This window comes from Flavisericum labens, from assembly GCF_045446075.1.
GTDB lineage: Bacteria > Bacteroidota > Bacteroidia > Flavobacteriales > Flavobacteriaceae > Flavisericum > Flavisericum labens.
This window is the reverse complement of the sequence record NZ_JBJJBQ010000001.1, coordinates 673,543-692,663: the sequence shown is the minus strand read 5'-3', so window position 1 is coordinate 692,663 and position 19,121 is coordinate 673,543. Positions and strand designations below refer to the sequence as shown.

Genomic DNA, 19,121 nt, shown 5'->3' with positions numbered 1-19,121 from the left:
TTTCTACAAAACTAGGTATTATGAAAGTTAAAACAAACTATAAGCATCTATTGCAGACTAAAAGTTTCACTTATCCTATTAATAATTTGTGGCACCTCATCTATTTTAAACTCTAAATTAAGTTGAGCTTCCGTAACATTTAACCTTGCAACTGCTAATTTCCCCTCTGAAATTCTATAATATCCGGTTTGCCCTTTACAATAGCACCATCTTGCAAAAAATAATTTTCTGCTTTTAAAGTCTGTGGTTTCAAAATCTAAATCATCGGGGTTTAATTCTATAAAAACCTCTTCTCTGTAACTGCCATCCATTAGCTTGTTATCGCTCTTTTTTTTGTATTCAAACTTTAAAACGAAGTTTTCGCCCTTCGCAATTTCCAAGTAGATTTTGTTTAAACCATCACGTTTAACTTGTAAGGTTTTGTTATTAAAACGTTCTAAAGTACAATACCCATTATCAGGACATGAGGTCTTATTAGACTGAGAAGTTATGGCAACATTTGCAGAACTTTTACTTTTACATGAGATGGTTAAAACAATAAAAAATAACAGACACCAATACTTCATAAACAAATATATGCAATTTAAAATCACAACTTATTTTTGCAATTAATCTTTTAACACTGTATTTTTAGCCAGATATGAAGCCTCAAATTGTAATTACAATGGAATCTTTTTTTAAAAAAAACTACTCTATATTTCTTATTTTATTCTGCGTTTTCCTTAACCTTTCAGCACAAAACAAGCAGGGTTTATGGTCTCAAATTTCTATAGAAAATGCATCAAAAGGGAAACAATTAATAAGGAAAACCACACCTAAAAAAGCTAATTTTTTTCAATTGAATATTGGAAACTTAAAGACGGCATTAAGATCCGAAATCAAAAATAATGTTACGACCAAAGAAATTGATGCAATAGTAAGTTTTCCAAACAGCGAAGGTCAACTTGAAAAATATCGAATACAAGAATCATCCATTTTAGAATCAGATTTCCAATCTAAACACCCAGAAATAAAAACATTTATTGGTCAAAATATAAACAATCCATCATCCACCATAACTTTCAGTTTAACATCAAGAGGTCTACATGCCATGATGTTTTCAACTAAAAAAGGGGTGCAATTTATTGACCCTTTTACAGAAGAAAGCAACACCTATATGGTTTACAATAAAGGTGACTTGCCGAGCTTAAAAAAAGAATTTACATGCTTACTGCCCGAAAACATCACTGTAGCAAAACATCCAAATAAAGAATCTTCATCTTTTAAAAATGCTAACGACGGAAAACTAAGAACTTTTAGGATGGCAATAGCTTCAACGGTTGAGTATTCGCAATTCCATTGGATGGCCGCGGGATTAAATGCCGGTGATACAGAAGCTGATAAAAAAATCGCCGTATTAAATGCTATGGTAGTTACCATGAACCGCGTCAATGCCATTTTTCAGCGAGATTTATCGATTAAAATGGTTTTAGTTGATAACACAGATATTATTTTTATCGACTCTGACGAATTAAATAACAATGATGCTGAAACACTTATCGATCAGAGCCAGACTGTTATAAACGATGTCATACTTCCTGAAAATTACGACATAGGCCATACATTCAGTACTGGCGCCGACGGTTTAGCCTCTTTGAACTCCCCTTGTGTGGACAACCTAAAAGCCATGGGAGTTACAGGATTATCCTTTCCAGTGGGCGATTCTTACGATATTGATTACGTTGCCCACGAAATTGGGCATCAATTTGGTGCGCCACACACCTTTAATGGAAACTTAGGTAGTTGCGGTGGCAATAGAAGTTCGACCAATGCTTATGAGCCAGGTAGCGGATCAACCATTATGGCCTATGCCGGTATTTGCTCGTCACAAAACGTTCAATTTAGCAGTGATGCCTATTTTCACCAGAAAAGCATTCAAATGATTTGGGACAACATCACCACTGGCCAAAGCACATGCGGTGCAGAAATCACAACAGGAAACTCCGCCCCAATTGCTCATGCAGGAGCCGATTATACCATCCCTATTTCAACCCCATTTAAGCTTACAGGAAACTCTACCGATCCCGATGGCACAAGTACCCACACATATACATGGGAGCAGTACGACCTCGGGCCGGCGGGCGAAACAGAAGAATCCAATACCACCGGACCTTTGTTTCGCTCTTTTGAAGGTACTAACAACCCGGTTAGAAACTTCCCTGAATTTACGGGTTACATTGCTTCGGGCGGTTCTACAGCATGGGAGAAATTACCATCAGTTAATAGAAGTCTGAATTTTGCGCTCACAGTAAGAGATAATGATGTGTTTGGCCCCAATGGAGGAGGACAGACCGATGTAGATTTTATGGAGGTAATTGTAAACAGTACCGAGCCATTCACCGCAACCAACCCTGTTAATTGGGCACAAACCACAACACAAACTATAGAATGGAATGTAGGGCAAACGGCAAATGTTGGCACAATAAATTGTCAGTTCGTCAATATAAAGCTATCTACTGATGGTGGGGCAACCTTCCCTACAACTATTGTTAGCAATACTCCAAACGACGGGTCGTATTCATATACGGTGCCTTCAATTCCTGACACCAGCACGGCTAGAATTTTAATTGAAGCTTCCGATAACATTTTTTACGATGTTTCAGATTTTGATTTTTCGATTTCAACCAATCCTGATTTCTTTATTGTTGACCCTATACTTTCAACTATTGACTGTGGCGACACAAGTGCTACTTTCAACTTCGATTATGTTCCAGTCAATGGTTTTTCGGAAAACACCACATTTAGTGCTACGGGTATACCAGGAGGTGCTACCGTATCGTTTTCACCTACAAACTTGACCAATTCGGGAACCGTTACAATGACCATTGGAAATTTAGATGATGTTTCACAAGGCAACTACAACATTTCCATTACCGGAACAGCTACCACACAGACCAAAAATATAAATGTAGATTTTCCATTTTTTAATTCTATATGTATTTCTTCTGGAAATCTAGATTTTCAAACAAGTACAACACGGGTCCAATTCAATACAATTGACAACGTTACTTCAAAATCTGATTATTCTGACTTTACTTCGATTTCTTCAGATGTTAGCAGAAACACTATGTATGATTTGATTGTAAACGTAAATACCGATCCCAATGATGGGGCTTATGAAACCAGTACAAAAGTATGGATAGACTGGAACCAAAACTGTAGTTTTGATGACCCTGGTGAAGAATACAATTTAGGTAATGCTTTTAACGTAGCCGATGGACCAACTGATAATTCACCGCTGTCAATAACCATTCCTAACGATGCTGTTTTAGGCAATACAATAATGCGTGTTGCCACAAAATACAAAGATGATGGACAGCCCACTTCATGCGAAAATGATTTTGATGGTGAAGTGGAAGATTACACTTTGAACGTTCAACCCACGCTTAGAATTCAAAAATTTGGTTTTGATGATTTCCAAGTATACCCCAACCCTAATAAAGGTGAGTTTACGATTAAACTAAATAGTGCATTATCCAGAAATATTACGGTTAAACTTTTTGATATTAGCGGCCGAGTTATTCATCAAAGCCAATATGAAAAAGTTGGTGATTTTAAAGAAACAATAAATTTGAGAAATGCCCTATCTGGTATTTATCTTTTAAAAGTTAGTGACGGATTAAAGCAATCCACAAAGAAAATAGTTATTGAATAAGGACAAAAGGAAAGTTTTCTTATAATTTATCTTTATTTGCCATTAAAGGCATTCATGGTATTATTTACCCCCGACAGAACAAAAGATTTTATCAGTTCAACAGATTTTTCCAAACGTTCTTTTAGCTGACTATTTTCTTCTTCGGACCACTCGCCTAAAACGTAATCTATTTGTCGGCCTTTATTGAAAGCATCACTAATGCCAAACCTGAAACGGTTATACTTTGTCGTATTTAATTTATCTTGAATATCCTTTAAACCATTGTGGCCACCATCGCTACCTTTGGTTTTTAAACGGATGCTTCCAAACGGCAAATTCAAGTCGTCGGTAATCACTAATAAATTTCCCATCGGAATTTTTTCCTTGGTCATCCAATATAAAATAGCCTTTCCGCTTAAATTCATATACGTATTCGGCTTCATAAATATAAACGTTCGGCCTTTTAATTTATAGGTTGCTACATCGCCCAATTTTTGAGTTTCGAAAGTTAAATCTTCATGACGTGCAAAATAATCCAAAACCTTAAAACCTATATTATGACGCGTGTTTTCATACTTTTCGCCAATATTCCCTAAGCCTACAATTAAATACTTTTTCATAACGTCTTGTTCTTCTACTTGCGCTTCTTTCTTTTTAAATAACCGAACTAAAAACTGCCACATAGAAGTTCATTTTGATGCAAAAATAAAAAAGCATCCCCAATAATGTAGGATGCTTTTATCACTATATTTTTAAGAAGGAAAAAATCCCTCGCTCATTTTATAATTCCAACGCTTTTTTCACGTCATTATCCATCAACAGTTCAATTGGGTTTTCTAGTGCTTCTTTAACAGCTACCAAGAATCCAACACTTTCCTTTCCATCGATAATTCTGTGGTCGTAAGATAAAGCCACGTACATTATTGGTCGGATTTCCACTTTACCATCAACCGCTACTGGACGCTCTACAATGTTGTGCATGCCTAAAATACCACTTTGCGGTGGGTTGATAATTGGTGTTGAAAGCATACTACCAAAAACACCTCCGTTAGTAATAGTAAACGTACCACCTGTCATTTCATCAACAGTAATTTGACCATCTCTAGCACGCAATGCCAAACGTTTTACTTCAGATTCTACGCCTCTAAAACTTAAGTTTTCAGCATTTCTAATTACTGGTACCATTAAACCTTTAGGCCCTGAAACTGCGATACTGATATCACAGAAATCGTATGTCAACATTTCTTTACCATCCATCATGGAATTAACTGCAGGGTACATTTTTAACGCGCGTACCACAGCTAAAGTAAAGAAGCTCATAAAACCTAAACCTACGCCGTGTTTAGATTTAAATGTTTCTTTGTATTCTGAACGCAAAGCAAATATTGGCGACATATCAACCTCGTTAAATGTGGTTAACATGGCCGTTGTATTTTTAGCTTCTACCAAACGCTCTGCCACCTTACGGCGTAACATAGACATTTTGGTACGCGAAGTTCCTCTATTTCCACCAGTTGGTGTTCCCATTGAAGGTACGGCTTTTACAGCATCTTCTTTAGTAACCCTACCATCTTTACCCGTTCCTGTAACAGAACCAGCATCCATACCTTTTTCGGCTAAAATCTTTTTTGCAGCTGGGCTAGCACTACCGGTAGCATAAGTTTTGGCTTCAGGTGCAGATTCTTTTGGAGCTTCCGCTTTAGGGGCTTCTTCCTTCTTTTCTTCCTTTGGAGCCTCTCCTCCCTCTGGCTTTTCAGCATCGGTATCAATTAAACAAACTACAGCACCAACGGCTACGGCATCACCCTCTTCCGCTTTAAGTGTAATAGTTCCGCTGGCTTCAGCTGGCAACTCTAAAGTGGCTTTATCACTATCTACCTCAGCAATAGCTTGGTCTTTTTCAACATAATCTCCATCTTCTACAAGCCACGTTGCTATTTCAACTTCTGTAATAGATTCCCCTGGTGAAGGAACTTTCATTTCTAAAATCATTCTTTATAATTTTAATGGTATCTAAAATTCTTTTTATTACTTAATCATTGTATATCAAAAACAGCGTTAACAACACTCTTTTGTCTTCTTTTATCTCTGGTGCTCGAACCTGGTGCAGGCACAGAACTGTATGGTCTTGAGCACACTTCTAATTTAACCAAATCCATACGTTGTGACATGTGTGTCCACGCGCCCATATTCTTTGGTTCCTCTTGTGCCCAAACATATTTTTCAACATTTGGATAACGATTTATCACTTCTTGAATTCGGTCTAAATGAAGAGGAAACAATTGTTCTACCCTTATTAACGCAACATCTTCACGCTCTAGCGAATCTCTTTCCTCCAACAAATCGTAATAGAATTTACCCGTACAGAATACCATTTTTTTAACTTTTTTAGGCTCTAGAACGTCATCTATCACTTCTTGGAATTTACCTGAAGCCAATTCACTAATTGAAGATACCGCTTTTGGATGGCGCAGTAAACTTTTTGGCGTGAAAACAATAAGTGGTTTTCTATAATCACGTTTCATTTGACGGCGCAATAAATGAAATATACTTGCTGGTGTTGTACAATCTGCAACAACCATATTATCGTTTCCACATAATTGAAGATAGCGCTCTATTCTGGCCGATGAGTGCTCAGAACCTTGCCCTTCATAACCATGAGGAAGCAAAACAACGATGCCATTTTGCGATTTCCATTTGTCCTCGGCCGCCGATAAATATTGGTCGAAAATAATTTGGGCGCCGTTACTAAAATCACCAAACTGCGCTTCCCAAATCGTTAATGTATTTGGGTTTGCCATCGCATAACCGTAATCGAAACCTAAAACACCATATTCTGATAAAAACGAATTGTAAATATACATTTCGCCTTTATTTTCTGGGTTGGTATTTAAAAGATTGATACGCTCTTCTGATTTCTCATCACGCAAAATAGCATGACGGTGGCTAAATGTTCCACGCTCTACATCCTGTCCTGACATGCGCACATTATAGCCTTCTTCAAGCAAACTTCCATAAGCCAAAGTTTCTGCCATACCCCAATCTAACGTATCGGTTTCGAAAACCATTTTTGAACGACCATCTAAAATACGCTCTGCCTTTCTTAAAAACTTCACACCTTCAGGAACGGTAGAAACGACTTTAGAAATATGTTTTAGTTTATCTTCTGCATAACCTGTCTCCATGGATTCAAGCATAGCCTCAATACCTCTTCGCTGGAAACCTTCCCATCGAGCTGGCATAAACTCTCTTACCTTAGATGAATCTGCTTCTTTTGATTTTGCGTATTCGGACTCTAAAGTATCCTTGAACTCATCAACAATATTTTTTACATAGTCTTTGTCAACTGTATTCTCCGCTACAAGCTTTTCGGAATATATTTTAAATGGGTTAGGGTGTTTTGCTATTTCTTTATACAATTTAGGTTGGGTAAACCTTGGCTCGTCACCTTCATTGTGTCCATACTTTCTGTACCCCAACAAATCTATGTAAACATCTTTTTTGTAACGCATTCTATACTCTAAGGCCATTTCTACGGCATGAACAACAGCTTCGGCATCATCAGCGTTAACGTGCATTACCGGTGAGAGCGTAACCTTGGCCACATCTGTACAATAAGTACTTGAACGGGCGTCTAAATAATTGGTTGTAAACCCAATTTGATTGTTAACAACAATATGCACCGTACCACCAGTTTTGTAACCGTTTAACAAGCTCATTTGTGCGACTTCATAAGCCACGCCTTGCCCAGCAATAGCAGCATCTCCATGGACAATAATAGGAATGATTTTAGAATCGTCTCCGTCATAATCATTATCAATTTTAGCACGGGTAATACCTTCGGCCACTGGCGCAACGGTTTCCAGATGCGATGGGTTTGGCACCAAATTCATCTTGATGTTTTTCCCATTTTGATAGGTTTTATCGAGCGTTAAACCTAAATGGTATTTTACATCACCATCAATATTCTCATCTTCAAAATCTTTACCATCAAACTCGTTAAACAACTCATTTAAAGGCTTTCTAAAAATGTTAACCAATGTACTTAAACGTCCACGGTGCGCCATACCTAAAACGCATTCCTTTACATCGAATTTTTCAACGGCATAAAATAGCACATTACTAATGGCTGGTATGAGCGACTCTCCCCCTTCAAGAGAAAATCGTTTTTGCCCTACATATTTGGTCTGCAAAAAGTTTTCGAAGGTTACCGCTTGGTTTAATTTTGAAAGAATATATTTCTTTTTTTCAACTGAAAAATTGGGCTGATTATCGTTAAGATTTAAATTCTCTTGCCACCAAGAAATAACTTCCGGATTACGCAAATACATATACTCAACACCAATAGAACTACAATAAATTCGCTCTAGATGGACTATAATCTGCCTTAGTGTTTGCGCCCCAATACCTAAAATTTCACCAGCATTAAATACGGTATCTAAATCGTTTTCGGAAAGACCGAAATTTTCAATATCCAAAGTTGGCGAATACGTTCTTCTATCACGTACAGGGTTTGTTTTGGTAAACAAGTGCCCTCGCATTCTATATCCGTCAATTAATTTAATGACTTGGAACTCTTTTTGAAGATATTCCGGCATTTGGGCAGACACTCCATCTACAATTTCGCCATCCAACCCATAGTTTTCGCTACCAAAATCGTAACCTTGAAAAAAGGCTCTCCAACTAGGTTCTACAGAGTCTGGATTTTTAAGATACTGCTCGTATAATTCAGCAAAAAATGCTGTATGTGCTGCGTTTAAAAATGAAAATTTATCCATTGTTTGTTTTAATCCCGTGTAGGTTCATCAAAATATTTCCCAAAAATACAACTTTTAGTAAAATTAGGTATTGGTTTAACTATATTTATAGCATATGAACACTATTAAATTAATATGCCATAATTATCTGTTAATTTTTTTATGATTTTTCACTGATATGAACGTATTACTTACAATTAATAAAAAGACAACCCTACTTTTAATGATATTATTGGTTTGTATGACCAGCTCTTTTGCTCAAGAAAAAAACAACAAATTTTGGGACCAAGTTCGTTTTGGAGGTGGTTTGGGCTTAAACTTTGGTGATGGTTTTTTTAGTGCTACCATTGCCCCTAGTGCCATTTATGAGTTTAACAAGCATTTTGCATCGGGCATTGGTTTAAACGCAACTTTCAATAACCAAAAGAGCGTTTATAAATCTACCATTTTAGGAGGTAACCTTATTGCTTTAGCCAATATTATTGATGCCTTTCAACTATCGGCAGAATACGAGCAGCTTCATTTAAATAGAAGATATAATGTGAATTTAAACATTACTGACGACAGCTATTGGGCGCCCGCTCTATTCCTAGGAGCTGGATATAGAAGTGGCAGCATTACACTTGGAGTTAGGTACGACCTTTTATATGATGAAACAAAAAGTGTTTACGCTGACCCTTGGATGCCTTTTATTAGGTTTTATTTTTAAAAATTATTCTCATACAAACCTTAAACATCTCATTTTTAAAGGCTGGAAAACTCAGTTAAAAAAATATTTTTCTAAAACAGATATTCTTTAACCAACAAGCCCCTACACCTCAATAAATTACAACATAAAAATAAAAAAGACATTTTTGTCTTAAATATGATATTTATCATATTATTCCTCATAGTCTCCATGTATTTTTGTTATACAAAACTAATTTAACATGAAGACAATACTAAAATCAACAATTATTTTACTAGCCTCAATTTTAATAAGTTGCGGCGGAAAAGAAGAAAAAAAAGAAAAAGGATTTTCATATGAAAAACCTAAAACAAGCGAACAGACTACCAAAAAAGTAGAGTCTGTTCCGGCCTCAAAACAGATAGACCTTACCAATAAAGGTATTGGCCCCATCACTTCACTTTCTTTAAACTCCGAAATAGACCAACAGTTGGTTTCACATGGAGCAGATGTATTCAAGAAAATGTGTACTGCTTGCCACCGGCCAGACAAAAAATTTATTGGTCCATCACCTATCGGTGTATTAGAACGCCGCTCTCCTGAATGGGTTATGAATATGATTTTAAACCCAGAAGAAATGGTACAAAAAGACCCACTAGCAAAGGCATTATTAATTGAGTTTAATGGATCGCCAATGGCAAACCAAAACTTAAGCGAAGAAGATGCCAGAGCCGTATTGGAATACTTCAGAACATTAAAATAACAACCCATGAAAACAATTAAAAGACTAATTTTTGTTTTAGCATGTTTAGCAGTTGTTCACTCCTGCAAAAACAATAACAGCAAAACCACAGTAACTGAAACCGAAACACCTAAACAAGAAAAAACGGGTCAAGCTTATATTACTAACGACGAGGCTACTCCAAACTGTTTACAAATAGCAATTAACTCTCCAAATCATAAAACATTAGTCGCTGCTGTTCAAGCGGCTCAAGTAGAGAATGCCTTGGTAAACGTTGGCCCCTTAACTGTTTTTGCTCCAACAGATGATGCTTTTGCAGCATTACCAGAAGGTACTGTTGAAAATTTATTGAAGCCAGAAAACAAAGCAACTTTGGCGAATATATTAAAATACCATGTTACCCCAGGCAATCTTAGTACGTCTATTTTAACAAAACTCCCAAAACTAGGTCAGGCAAATAATCAATATGTGCAAGTGAAAGTTGTTGACGGAAAACCAATTATTGGCGGAGCAAACATAATTGCCACGGTTAAAGCAGGAAACGGTATTGTACATGTAATAGACAAAGTGCTTTTACCTCCTTCAGAAAACAATTAATTCTAACTAAATATAAAACCATGAAAATTATATTAAAATCTATTTTTACACTGGCAGCCATGCTTATGGTGTTTACCAGTTGTAATAATTCAGGAAAATCAACTGGAAAATCCGGTGCTCTTGCCGGCAATGTTGCCGAAAAAGTTTATGTAGCTCCTGGCGAGCACGACGAGTTTTATGCCTTTATATCTGGAGGATTTAGCGGACAGCTTTCGGTTTACGGGCTACCATCAGGGCGTTTATTTAAAGTTATCCCCGTGTTTTCGCAAGATGCAGAAAAGGCATATGGATACAACGAAGAAACAAAACCTATGTTAAACACATCACATGGTTTCGTGCCATGGGACGATTCACATCACCCAGACATCTCTCAAACCAATGGCGTTATTGATGGGCGTTGGGTGTTTATTAACGGAAACAACACTCCTCGTATTGCAAAAGTAGATTTATCTACCTTTGAAACTACCGAAATCATTGAGGTGCCCAACAGTGCCGGTAACCACAGTTCCTCATTTGTAACCGAGAACACAGAATATGTGGTTGCGGGAACACGTTTTTCGGTTCCAATCCCACAAAGAGACATGCCTATTAAAGACTACAAAGGAAACTTTAAGGGGTCTTTAACCTTTATTTCTGTAGAACCGGAACATGGACATATGGATATAAAGTTCCAACTTATAATGCCTGGTTTTGACTATGATTTATCTCACCCAGGGCGAGGAAAATCCCATGGGTGGTTCTTCTTTACTACTTACAATACAGAAGAAGCCAACACATTGTTAGAAGTAAATGCTTCACAAAACGATAAAGATTTTATCGCTGCCGTAAACTGGAAAAAAATTGAAGAATACGTTAACAATGGCGGTGGCACAATGATGCCTGCAAACTATGCCCATAATGTATACGACGAATCAACACATAGCGCTACATCAACAATAAAAAAAGAAGTACTTACCGTAAACCCATTAGATGTACCTGGTGCTGTATTTTTATTACCAACACCTAAATCACCACATGGTTGCGATGTAGACCCCTCAGGAGAGTACATTGTTGGTAATGGTAAACTTTCTGCTAACCTGACGGTGCACTCATTCACAAAAATGCTTGACGCCATTGAAAATCAAAAGTTCGCTGGCGATGCGTATGGTATACCAATTTTGAATTTTGAAGATGTTTTAGCTGGTTCTGTCGAGCAACCAGGCTTAGGCCCTTTACATACCGAATTTGACGGTAAAGGAAATGCATACACCACATTCTTTATTTCTTCCGAAGTTGTAAAATGGAAATTAGGAACTTGGGAAGTTGTAGACAGACAACCTTGCTACTATTCTGTTGGACATTTAATGATTCCTGGCGGAAACTCACAAAAACCATGGGGCAAGTATGTTGTAGCCATGAATAAAATTACTAAAGACCGTTATTTACCAACGGGGCCTGAAGTAACCCAGTCAGCACAACTATATGATATTTCGGGCGACAAAATGGAGCTATTACTGGATTTCCCAACCGTAGGTGAACCACATTATGCAGCCGGATGCCCTGCCGATTTAATAAAGCCGCGTTCTAAAAAGATTTTTAATTTAGAAGACAACAACCACCCTTATGCATCAAAAACTGAAGCCGACACAAAAGTTGTGCGCGACGGGAACACCGTTCATGTTTACATGACAACGATTCGCAGTCATTTCTCGCCAGATAATATTGAAGGCATTAAAGTTGGAGACCGCGTTTACTTCCATGTTACCAATTTAGAACAAGATTACGATGTGCCACACGGTGTTAGTATGATAGGCGCCAACACCTCCGAACTACTAATTATGCCTGGGCAAACCGAAACCTTCGTTTGGGAACCAAAACAAGTTGGTGTATGGCCATTTTATTGTACCGATTTTTGCTCTGCATTGCATCAAGAAATGCAAGGTTATGTGCGCGTTTCATCGGCTAATGCCAACACGCCTTTAAAATGGTCGCTAGGTGAGAACATTGAATAATTAAAAATAAACAGAGTTCTATTTTAGTATTAATATTCTTAAAAAGGCGAGAGTTCGTTTTCGCTCTCGCCTTTACTTTAAAAGCATAAGATGAAAACCTATTAACTTTTAAAATTCCAAAAAATGAAAAAGTCAAATATCATCATGCTAATTGCAGTCATTTTACCTCTTGGGCTATTTTTATTTCCGCTTTGGAAAATCACACTCGAAGCACCGCAATATCCAATACCTTTGGGCATGTATATTCATATAAATGACTTTTCTGATGCCCACCCTCACGATATTAAAAACATTAATTTAATGAACCACTATGTGGGCATGAAATACATCCCAGAAGCTATACCAGAATTTAGAATATTCCCTTTAGGAATCATTATCACAAGTGTTATAGGCTTATTAATTGCTCTTAAAGGAAATTACAAATGGTTTATGTTTTGGTTTGTCTTAATGATTGCCTTAAGCAGTGCCGGTTTATACGACTTTTATTTATGGGAGCACGACTACGGTCACAATTTAGACCCTAAAGCTATCATGAAATTTACTAACCCAGATGGTTCTGTAATGGGATTCCAACCGCCATTATTTGGAAGCAAGGATATTTTAAATTTTAGAGCGCATTCATATCCAAGATTAGGAGCCTTGTTTTTGGGGCTAGGAATTGCATGCTCCTTTATTGCTTATCTAGTAGGCAAAAAAAATCACAAAAACACTTAACTTAGGCAAGGAAAAAACACTAAAAATGAAAACACTTAAACTTTTTTACGCTTTAGCCCTACCATTGGTTTTGATAAGCTGTAATGCAACCCCTAAATCCATAGATTATGGAAATGACGGATGCTATTTTTGTAAAATGACAATTGTTGACAAACTCCATGCGGCTGAAATTGTAACCAAAAAAGGAAAGGTTTATAAGTTTGATGCTTCAGAATGCATGATAAACTTCATGAAAGAGTTTAACAAACAAGACATTAAAATATATCTATCCAACAATTACACTGAACCAGCAAGTTTAATAGATGCGACCCAAGCCACTTTTTTAATCAGCAAAAACATTCCCAGTCCAATGGGGGCTTTTCTTTCTGCTTTCAAAACCAAAGCAGATGCCAAACAAGTACAGTTAGAAAAGGGCGGCGAATTGTATTCATGGGAAGCGCTAATTAACCATTTAAAATAGCTTAAGATGAAACTAACAAATGTATTTATCACAGGGTTTCTATGCCTTTTTTTAACGGTAAGCGCTCAAAAAAAGAGTCAATGCGTACACTGCAATATGTTTATTAAGGACACCTACCACAATGCCGAAGCAACAAAAAACAACAATACGGTTTTACAATTTGACGCTATTGAGTGTTTAATCAATTATTTAAAAAGCACTAGTGAAAGCTCGCTTAAAACTTTAAAAGTTTCAGATTACAAAACAGGAAAGCTTATAGATGCCAAAACCGCTACATTTTTAAAAAGCAAAGATATCCCTAGTCCAATGGGAGCTAACCTTTCGGCTTTTAAAAGCAAAGTCACTGCTAATGAAATACAAAAAGAAAAAGGTGGTGAAACATATACTTGGGATGGCATTAAATTAAAGTTTCAAAATTCGAAGTTTGGGGCAATAGACCATAACCACCACGACCATTATAGACCAGATGCCCATGCACCAATTGGTATTATGGGTGACCACTTACATGAAAAAGGTGGTTTAATGGTATCCTTTCGCTATATGAACATGGTTATGGAAGGCAACAAATCCGGAACCAATACAGTAAGCAACGATGCCATTTACAACACCTACATGGTAGCACCTCAAAATATGACCATGGACATGTACATGTTAGGAGTTATGTACGCCCCTTCTAATAAACTAACCCTTATGCTTATGCAGAACTATGTAAAAAAAAACATGGATGCAACGGCACAAATGCAGATGAACGGCATGACTATGCTGCATAATTTTATGACAAGTGCTTCGGGAATGGGCGATTTAAAGTTGGCTTTGCTTTATGGCTTATTTAACAACCATAAAACTTCACTGCACCTTAACGGAAAACTCAATATTCCTGTTGGAAATATTGAAAATCAAGATAACACGCCAATGATGGATAATGCAAAATTACCATATACCATGCAATTAGGCAGTGGTACTTTTGACATCTCCCTTGGGGCTACTTACAAACAAAACTACACAAACACCTCTTGGGGAACTCAATTTCTAAGCACCATTAGAACTGGCAAGAATAGTGAAGACTATCGTCTTGGCCACACTTATCAGCTCCATATTTGGGGCGCTTACAAATTATCAACCAACTTTAGCGTATCTGGGCGTTTATTAGGCATTTCTGAAGAAGATATTACGGGAATGGATGCGGACCTCAACTCCATGATGATCACTACAGCTAACACTAAAAACTACGGTGGCGAAAAAATAAAAACATTTTTAGGACTAAACATTTCCTTTCCCCTAACATCAAACCTGAAAAATTTTAGACTAGGCATTGAGGCGGGCGCACCTATTTTTGAAGACTATAACGGTATTCAAATGAATGAAAACCTAAATATCAACATTGGATTAAAATACAATATATTGTAACATGTTTTTAAAACTAGTCATATTTGTACATATCATTTGTGCCACTATCTGGACTGGAGGCCACCTTATCCTTTCGTTAAGTTTTTTACCTAAAGCCATCGCAAAAAATGATTTTACGGTTATTGAGCAGTTTGAATCTAAATATGAGCCCATTGGCATTCCAGCCTTACTCATTTTGTTGATTACAGGAGTTTATATGGCAACTGTTTATACTCCAGATTTTTTTCAATTCGATTTTCACAACCATCACACCCAACACATATTCATAAAACTTGTATTATTATTAACAACAGTAGTATTGGCTGTTCATGCAAGATTCTTTTTAATTCCAAAAAGAGAATTAAAACCTCTTGCATACCATATTATTTTAGTTACTATTTTATCTGTTTTGTTTGTATTTGTAGGTTTTAGCACCAGAATAGGCGGTTTATTATAACAATGAAAACATTACTACACATCTTTATATTGCTCTTAAGTTGTTTTAGCGCAACGGCCAAAACCATTTCGGTTTGCAACACGTGCGCGATATCTTCATTTAAAAAAGCCATTTCAGTCGCAAAAGACTACGACACCATTTTGGTCAAAAAAGGCAATTATAAAGCATATAATGTTTTAATTGACAAACCACTCACCATTATTGGGAAAAATTACCCTGTAATTGATGGGGAAAATAAAGGTGAAATAATAACCATTATTTCTGATAATGTTACGGTAGATGGTTTATTTATTATTAACGTTGGCACTAGTTACACTGAAGATTATGCTGCAATTCGGGTAAAAAAAAGCAAAGATTTTGTTATTAAAAACTTAGTTTTAGAAAAACTGTTTTTCGGAATTTATCTTGAAAAAGCACAAAACGGCAAGGTAATCCATAATAAAATAATTGGTGATGCGGTACAAGAATACAACTCTGGAAATGGTATTCAGCTTTGGTATTGTAAAAACATACAAATTGAAAACAACATCATTCAGGGTGTTCGAGATGGTATTTATTTAGAATTTTCACATAACTGCCATATCAACAACAATGTTAGCACCAAAAACTTAAGATACGGGCTACATTTTATGTTCTCAAACAACGACATATACCAAAACAATACCTTTGAAAATAATGGTGCCGGGGTTGCTGTTATGTTTTCTAAAAAAATACAAATGCTCAACAATGTTTTCCAAGAAAACTGGGGTACAGCCTCTTACGGCCTACTTTTAAAAGAAATTAACGATGCCGAAATAATAGGAAACACATTTAACGAAAACACCATTGGTATTAACATTGAAGGCTCCAACCGTATTAATTACACTAACAATAATTTTATAAAAAATGGTTGGGCCGTAAAAGTTAGGGGTGCTTGTTATACCAACCAGTTTTCAGGTAACAATTTTTTATATAATTCTTTTGACATTTCATACAATAGCAAGGTAAACGATAATGTATTCAACCGAAACTATTGGAGCAATTACACAGGTTATGACTTAGACAAAAACGGCGTAGGTGATGTGCCATACAGACCGGTTAAACTGTTTTCGTATGTTGTAAACAGAACGCCCGAAACCATTATTTTACTTAGAAGTTTGTTTATTGATATTATTGATTTTTCTGAAAAAGTTTCACCCGTTTTTACGCCCGATAATTTAATGGACCATAACCCTTCAATTAAAAAAATAACATGGTAAGCATTCAAAACCTACATAAAAAATTCAATAAAAACATTGTTTTAAATGGAGTAAATCTTGATATCCAAGAAGGGGGTATTTTTGCGGTACTTGGCCCTAATGGCTCTGGAAAAACCACGTTAATTAAATCTATCCTGGGGATGGTTATTCCTAATAGAGGCAGCATTACCGTATTGGGCGAAAATATAAAAAACAACTCCAGTTACAGGCGTAAAATTGACTACCTGCCACAAATAGCCAATTTCCCTAACAATTTAAAAGTTAGCGAACTTATTACAATGATTAAGGATTTACGCGGGCAAACCAATGAAGACAAGCAACTAATAGAACTTTTTAAACTTGAACCTTTTCTGGATAAAAAATTAGGAAACCTTTCTGGTGGCACAAAACAAAAAGTAAACCTGGTACTAACCTTTATGTTTAATAGCCCGCTTATTATTCTTGACGAACCCACAACTGGATTAGACCCTATATCATTAATTCGATTAAAAACCTTGATACAAGCCGAAAAGAAAAAAGGCAAAACCATATTAATAACATCACATATTATGAGTTTTGTTGAAGAAGTTTCGGATGGAATTGTGTTTTTATTAGATGGCAAAATATACTTTAAAGGGGCTATCTCAGAATTAAAATCCCAGACCAAGCAACCAGATTTTGAACACGCCATTGCATCAATATTAACCAACAACCATGTTTAAGATATTAAAATACAGTTTTTACGATTTAATGCGCAGCCGTTGGAGTTACGTTTACTTTACATTTTATCTACTGCTCAGTATTGTATTATTATTTTTAAACAACGATTTATCTAAGGCGGTTATTACCTTAATGAATGTCATTATAATTTTGGTACCGTTAATAGGAACCATTTTTGGTGTAATGTACTACTACAACTCTAAAGAATTTACAGAACTTCTGTTAGCACAGCCCTTAAACCGAACGTCAATATTTTTGGGACAATATTTAGGGGTTGCTATTTCTCTATCTATGAGTTTAATACTGGGATTAGGCATTCCCTTTATATTTTATGGCTTGTTTAAAAGTAATGCTATTTGGGATTTTTCGTTATTGCTGATAACAGGAACTTTTTTGACCTTTATTTTTGCGGCTTTGGCATTTAACATTGCACTATCAAACGAAAATAAAATAAAAGGTTTTGGCTACGCCATTTTATTATGGCTGTTTTTATCCATAATTTATGACGGTATATTTTTAATGTCGTTAATCTTATTTGAAAATTATCCGTTAGACAAATTATCTTTAATTGGCACAATGCTAAATCCTATCGATTTATCTCGAACCCTAATCCTTTTGAAACTAGATATTTCAGCTTTATTGGGTTACACAGGAGCGGTTTTTAAAAAATTCTTTGGCACTAATTTAGGATTAATAGTATCATTTATAAGCCTATCTATATGGATAGTATTACCTGTACTTCGCATAGCCTTTATATCAAAGAAAAAAGACTTTTAAAAGGTATACATAAAACTAACTTATCATTATGTGACTACCGTGAATTGGGCTAGCCAAAACATTTTTGTAAAACAGGCTTCTTTTCTATTACAAAATCGTCGGACAATTAACATTTATAGTAATAAAAAAATTTGAAATAAACTCCCCCGACACAGTGTGCATCGGGGGGAATTTATTTCAATTAAATGGTCGTTTTGCTATTACTATTCAGCAAACTGCTGTTCTAGTTTTACGGCCTTAGGGAATAAAATATTATTTTCTAAATGGATATGAAGGTGCAAGTCTTTTTCAAATTCATCTAGCATGGCATAGGTTACCCGATAGGTATTACAAGCATCAGCTGGCGGATTGTAATTATTGGTAAGTTCAGCTATTTTTCTAAAACGTTCACCTTCATTATCATGCTCCTGCATCATCATGGCTATTGGGTTTTCAACCGTGCCGAAATATGGTTCTTCAACACCACTTTGGCTCGATACGGCTGAAGCCATTTTCTTAACAAATGGAAAAAGAATAAGTTCTTCTTTTTTCATGTGGGCGGACAATTCTTTAGCTGAAGCTATAAAAAGCTCGTTGATTTCAAAGAGTTCGCGATGACGCTCGCCATGAACTCGGCATAACTTATCTAAAAACTGTCGTAAAACTGGGATTTTTTCTTCCACATACCTGTGATGTTTCTTTTCAATGTAATCTACCAATAAATCCATCGGCCATGAATTGTAATCAATAGATTGATTAGTTTTTGAATTCAGCAAAGTCTCAAGCTCGCCCAATAATTGGTTGGCATCAATATTTTTTTTGGTGCACACCTCTTCTATTGTTCTGTTGCCTTTACAACAAAAATCAATACCATACTTACTGAATATGGCCGCAGTTCGGTAATCGTCTGCCACATATTGCCCTATTTGCTTTTGGGCGTTGTTACTTAATATTTCCATAATACTATTTTAATTCGGATGTTTT

The 19,121-nt window shown here is 36.2% G+C and carries 17 protein-coding genes; 12 read left to right on the top strand and 5 right to left on the bottom strand.

The genetic code is table 11. From position 1 onward, the window contains the following. Positions 1-47 precede the first annotated feature (47 nt). Positions 48-566, bottom strand: coding sequence for a hypothetical protein (locus tag ACIEHO_RS03040; protein ID WP_406968503.1), 519 nt, complete (start codon positions 564-566; stop codon positions 48-50). Positions 567-664: 98 nt separating this feature from the next. On the opposite strand from ACIEHO_RS03040, the gene ACIEHO_RS03035 reads away from it, so the two are divergent. Continuing rightward, a complete protein-coding gene (locus tag ACIEHO_RS03035; protein ID WP_406968501.1) occupies positions 665-3,694 on the top strand; it encodes a zinc-dependent metalloprotease in 3,030 nt (1,009 codons plus the stop codon). 32 nt (positions 3,695-3,726) lie between these two features. On the opposite strand, the gene pth is transcribed toward ACIEHO_RS03035, so the two are convergent. The 3 genes from pth to ACIEHO_RS03020 all read right to left on the bottom strand — a co-directional run bounded on the left by pth (position 3,727) and on the right by ACIEHO_RS03020 (position 8,451). After that, a complete protein-coding gene (gene pth, locus ACIEHO_RS03030) occupies positions 3,727-4,356 on the bottom strand; it encodes an aminoacyl-tRNA hydrolase (RefSeq protein ID WP_406968499.1) in 630 nt (209 codons plus the stop codon). 97 nt (positions 4,357-4,453) lie between these two features. Then, positions 4,454-5,665 (bottom strand): 2-oxoglutarate dehydrogenase complex dihydrolipoyllysine-residue succinyltransferase, encoded by a 1,212-nt coding sequence (gene odhB, locus ACIEHO_RS03025; RefSeq protein ID WP_406968497.1) that lies wholly within the window; start codon positions 5,663-5,665, stop codon positions 4,454-4,456. 44 nt (positions 5,666-5,709) lie between these two features. Beyond that, positions 5,710-8,451, bottom strand: coding sequence for a 2-oxoglutarate dehydrogenase E1 component (locus ACIEHO_RS03020; RefSeq protein WP_406968495.1), 2,742 nt, complete (start codon positions 8,449-8,451; stop codon positions 5,710-5,712). A gap of 220 nt (positions 8,452-8,671) precedes the next feature. Between ACIEHO_RS03020 and ACIEHO_RS03015 the strand changes: the two genes are divergently transcribed. From ACIEHO_RS03015 to ACIEHO_RS02965, 11 genes are all read left to right on the top strand, one after another. Continuing rightward, positions 8,672-9,139, top strand: a complete 468-nt coding sequence (locus ACIEHO_RS03015; RefSeq protein ID WP_406968493.1) for an alpha-ketoglutarate decarboxylase — start codon at positions 8,672-8,674, stop codon at positions 9,137-9,139. Between the two features lie 220 nt (positions 9,140-9,359). After that, positions 9,360-9,860, top strand: coding sequence for a c-type cytochrome (locus ACIEHO_RS03010; RefSeq protein WP_406968491.1), 501 nt, complete (start codon positions 9,360-9,362; stop codon positions 9,858-9,860). A gap of 6 nt (positions 9,861-9,866) precedes the next feature. Continuing rightward, complete coding sequence (locus tag ACIEHO_RS03005; protein ID WP_406968489.1) at positions 9,867-10,436, top strand: fasciclin domain-containing protein; 570 nt, start codon at positions 9,867-9,869, stop codon at positions 10,434-10,436. 20 nt (positions 10,437-10,456) lie between these two features. Next, a complete protein-coding gene (nosZ, locus tag ACIEHO_RS03000; RefSeq protein WP_406968487.1) occupies positions 10,457-12,427 on the top strand; it encodes a Sec-dependent nitrous-oxide reductase in 1,971 nt (656 codons plus the stop codon). 123 nt (positions 12,428-12,550) lie between these two features. Continuing rightward, the gene (locus ACIEHO_RS02995; RefSeq protein ID WP_406968485.1) at positions 12,551-13,141 is read left to right on the top strand and encodes a hypothetical protein; all 591 of its coding nucleotides are present in this window, start codon (positions 12,551-12,553) and stop codon (positions 13,139-13,141) included. Positions 13,142-13,166: 25 nt separating this feature from the next. Then, complete coding sequence (locus ACIEHO_RS02990) at positions 13,167-13,601, top strand: nitrous oxide reductase accessory protein NosL (protein ID WP_406968483.1); 435 nt, start codon at positions 13,167-13,169, stop codon at positions 13,599-13,601. A gap of 6 nt (positions 13,602-13,607) precedes the next feature. Beyond that, positions 13,608-15,008 (top strand): nitrous oxide reductase accessory protein NosL, encoded by a 1,401-nt coding sequence (locus ACIEHO_RS02985; RefSeq protein WP_406968481.1) that lies wholly within the window; start codon positions 13,608-13,610, stop codon positions 15,006-15,008. Between the two features lies 1 nt (position 15,009). Then, positions 15,010-15,444 (top strand): CopD family protein, encoded by a 435-nt coding sequence (locus tag ACIEHO_RS02980; RefSeq protein ID WP_406968479.1) that lies wholly within the window; start codon positions 15,010-15,012, stop codon positions 15,442-15,444. A 2-nt stretch (positions 15,445-15,446) separates the two neighbouring features. Next, positions 15,447-16,682, top strand: coding sequence for a nitrous oxide reductase family maturation protein NosD (locus tag ACIEHO_RS02975; RefSeq protein ID WP_406968477.1), 1,236 nt, complete (start codon positions 15,447-15,449; stop codon positions 16,680-16,682). Continuing rightward, a complete protein-coding gene (locus ACIEHO_RS02970; RefSeq protein ID WP_406968475.1) occupies positions 16,676-17,383 on the top strand; it encodes an ABC transporter ATP-binding protein in 708 nt (235 codons plus the stop codon). The genes ACIEHO_RS02975 and ACIEHO_RS02970 overlap by 7 nt, the downstream gene beginning before the upstream one ends. Beyond that, complete coding sequence (locus tag ACIEHO_RS02965) at positions 17,376-18,158, top strand: ABC transporter permease (RefSeq protein ID WP_406968473.1); 783 nt, start codon at positions 17,376-17,378, stop codon at positions 18,156-18,158. The genes ACIEHO_RS02970 and ACIEHO_RS02965 overlap by 8 nt, the downstream gene beginning before the upstream one ends. A 203-nt stretch (positions 18,159-18,361) precedes the next feature. Here the strand turns inward: ACIEHO_RS02965 and ric are convergent, their stop codons facing one another. After that, positions 18,362-19,096: an iron-sulfur cluster repair di-iron protein gene (ric, locus tag ACIEHO_RS02960; protein WP_406968471.1), complete on the bottom strand. Its 735-nt coding sequence runs from the start codon at positions 19,094-19,096 to the stop codon at positions 18,362-18,364. Positions 19,097-19,121 lie beyond the last annotated feature (25 nt).

Excerpts from the sequence above, each read along its gene's own strand:
- ACIEHO_RS03005 (WP_406968489.1), top strand. The coding sequence starts at position 9,867 with ATGAAAACAATTAAAAGACTAATTTTTGTTTTAGCATGTTTAGCAGTT.
- ACIEHO_RS02985 (WP_406968481.1), top strand. The coding sequence starts at position 13,608 with ATGAAACTAACAAATGTATTTATCACAGGGTTTCTATGCCTTTTTTTA.
- ACIEHO_RS02990 (WP_406968483.1), top strand. The coding sequence starts at position 13,167 with ATGAAAACACTTAAACTTTTTTACGCTTTAGCCCTACCATTGGTTTTG.
- ACIEHO_RS02980 (WP_406968479.1), top strand. The coding sequence starts at position 15,010 with ATGTTTTTAAAACTAGTCATATTTGTACATATCATTTGTGCCACTATC.
- ric (WP_406968471.1), bottom strand. The coding sequence starts at position 19,096 with ATGGAAATATTAAGTAACAACGCCCAAAAGCAAATAGGGCAATATGTG.
- ACIEHO_RS03040 (WP_406968503.1), bottom strand. The coding sequence starts at position 566 with ATGAAGTATTGGTGTCTGTTATTTTTTATTGTTTTAACCATCTCATGT.
- ACIEHO_RS02995 (WP_406968485.1), top strand. The coding sequence starts at position 12,551 with ATGAAAAAGTCAAATATCATCATGCTAATTGCAGTCATTTTACCTCTT.
- ACIEHO_RS03020 (WP_406968495.1), bottom strand. The coding sequence starts at position 8,451 with ATGGATAAATTTTCATTTTTAAACGCAGCACATACAGCATTTTTTGCT.
- ACIEHO_RS02975 (WP_406968477.1), top strand. The coding sequence starts at position 15,447 with ATGAAAACATTACTACACATCTTTATATTGCTCTTAAGTTGTTTTAGC.
- ACIEHO_RS03015 (WP_406968493.1), top strand. The coding sequence starts at position 8,672 with ATGACCAGCTCTTTTGCTCAAGAAAAAAACAACAAATTTTGGGACCAA.
- ACIEHO_RS03010 (WP_406968491.1), top strand. The coding sequence starts at position 9,360 with ATGAAGACAATACTAAAATCAACAATTATTTTACTAGCCTCAATTTTA.
- ACIEHO_RS02970 (WP_406968475.1), top strand. The coding sequence starts at position 16,676 with ATGGTAAGCATTCAAAACCTACATAAAAAATTCAATAAAAACATTGTT.
- odhB (WP_406968497.1), bottom strand. The coding sequence starts at position 5,665 with ATGATTTTAGAAATGAAAGTTCCTTCACCAGGGGAATCTATTACAGAA.
- nosZ (WP_406968487.1), top strand. The coding sequence starts at position 10,457 with ATGAAAATTATATTAAAATCTATTTTTACACTGGCAGCCATGCTTATG.
- ACIEHO_RS02965 (WP_406968473.1), top strand. The coding sequence starts at position 17,376 with ATGTTTAAGATATTAAAATACAGTTTTTACGATTTAATGCGCAGCCGT.
- pth (WP_406968499.1), bottom strand. The coding sequence starts at position 4,356 with ATGTGGCAGTTTTTAGTTCGGTTATTTAAAAAGAAAGAAGCGCAAGTA.
- ACIEHO_RS03035 (WP_406968501.1), top strand. The coding sequence starts at position 665 with ATGGAATCTTTTTTTAAAAAAAACTACTCTATATTTCTTATTTTATTC.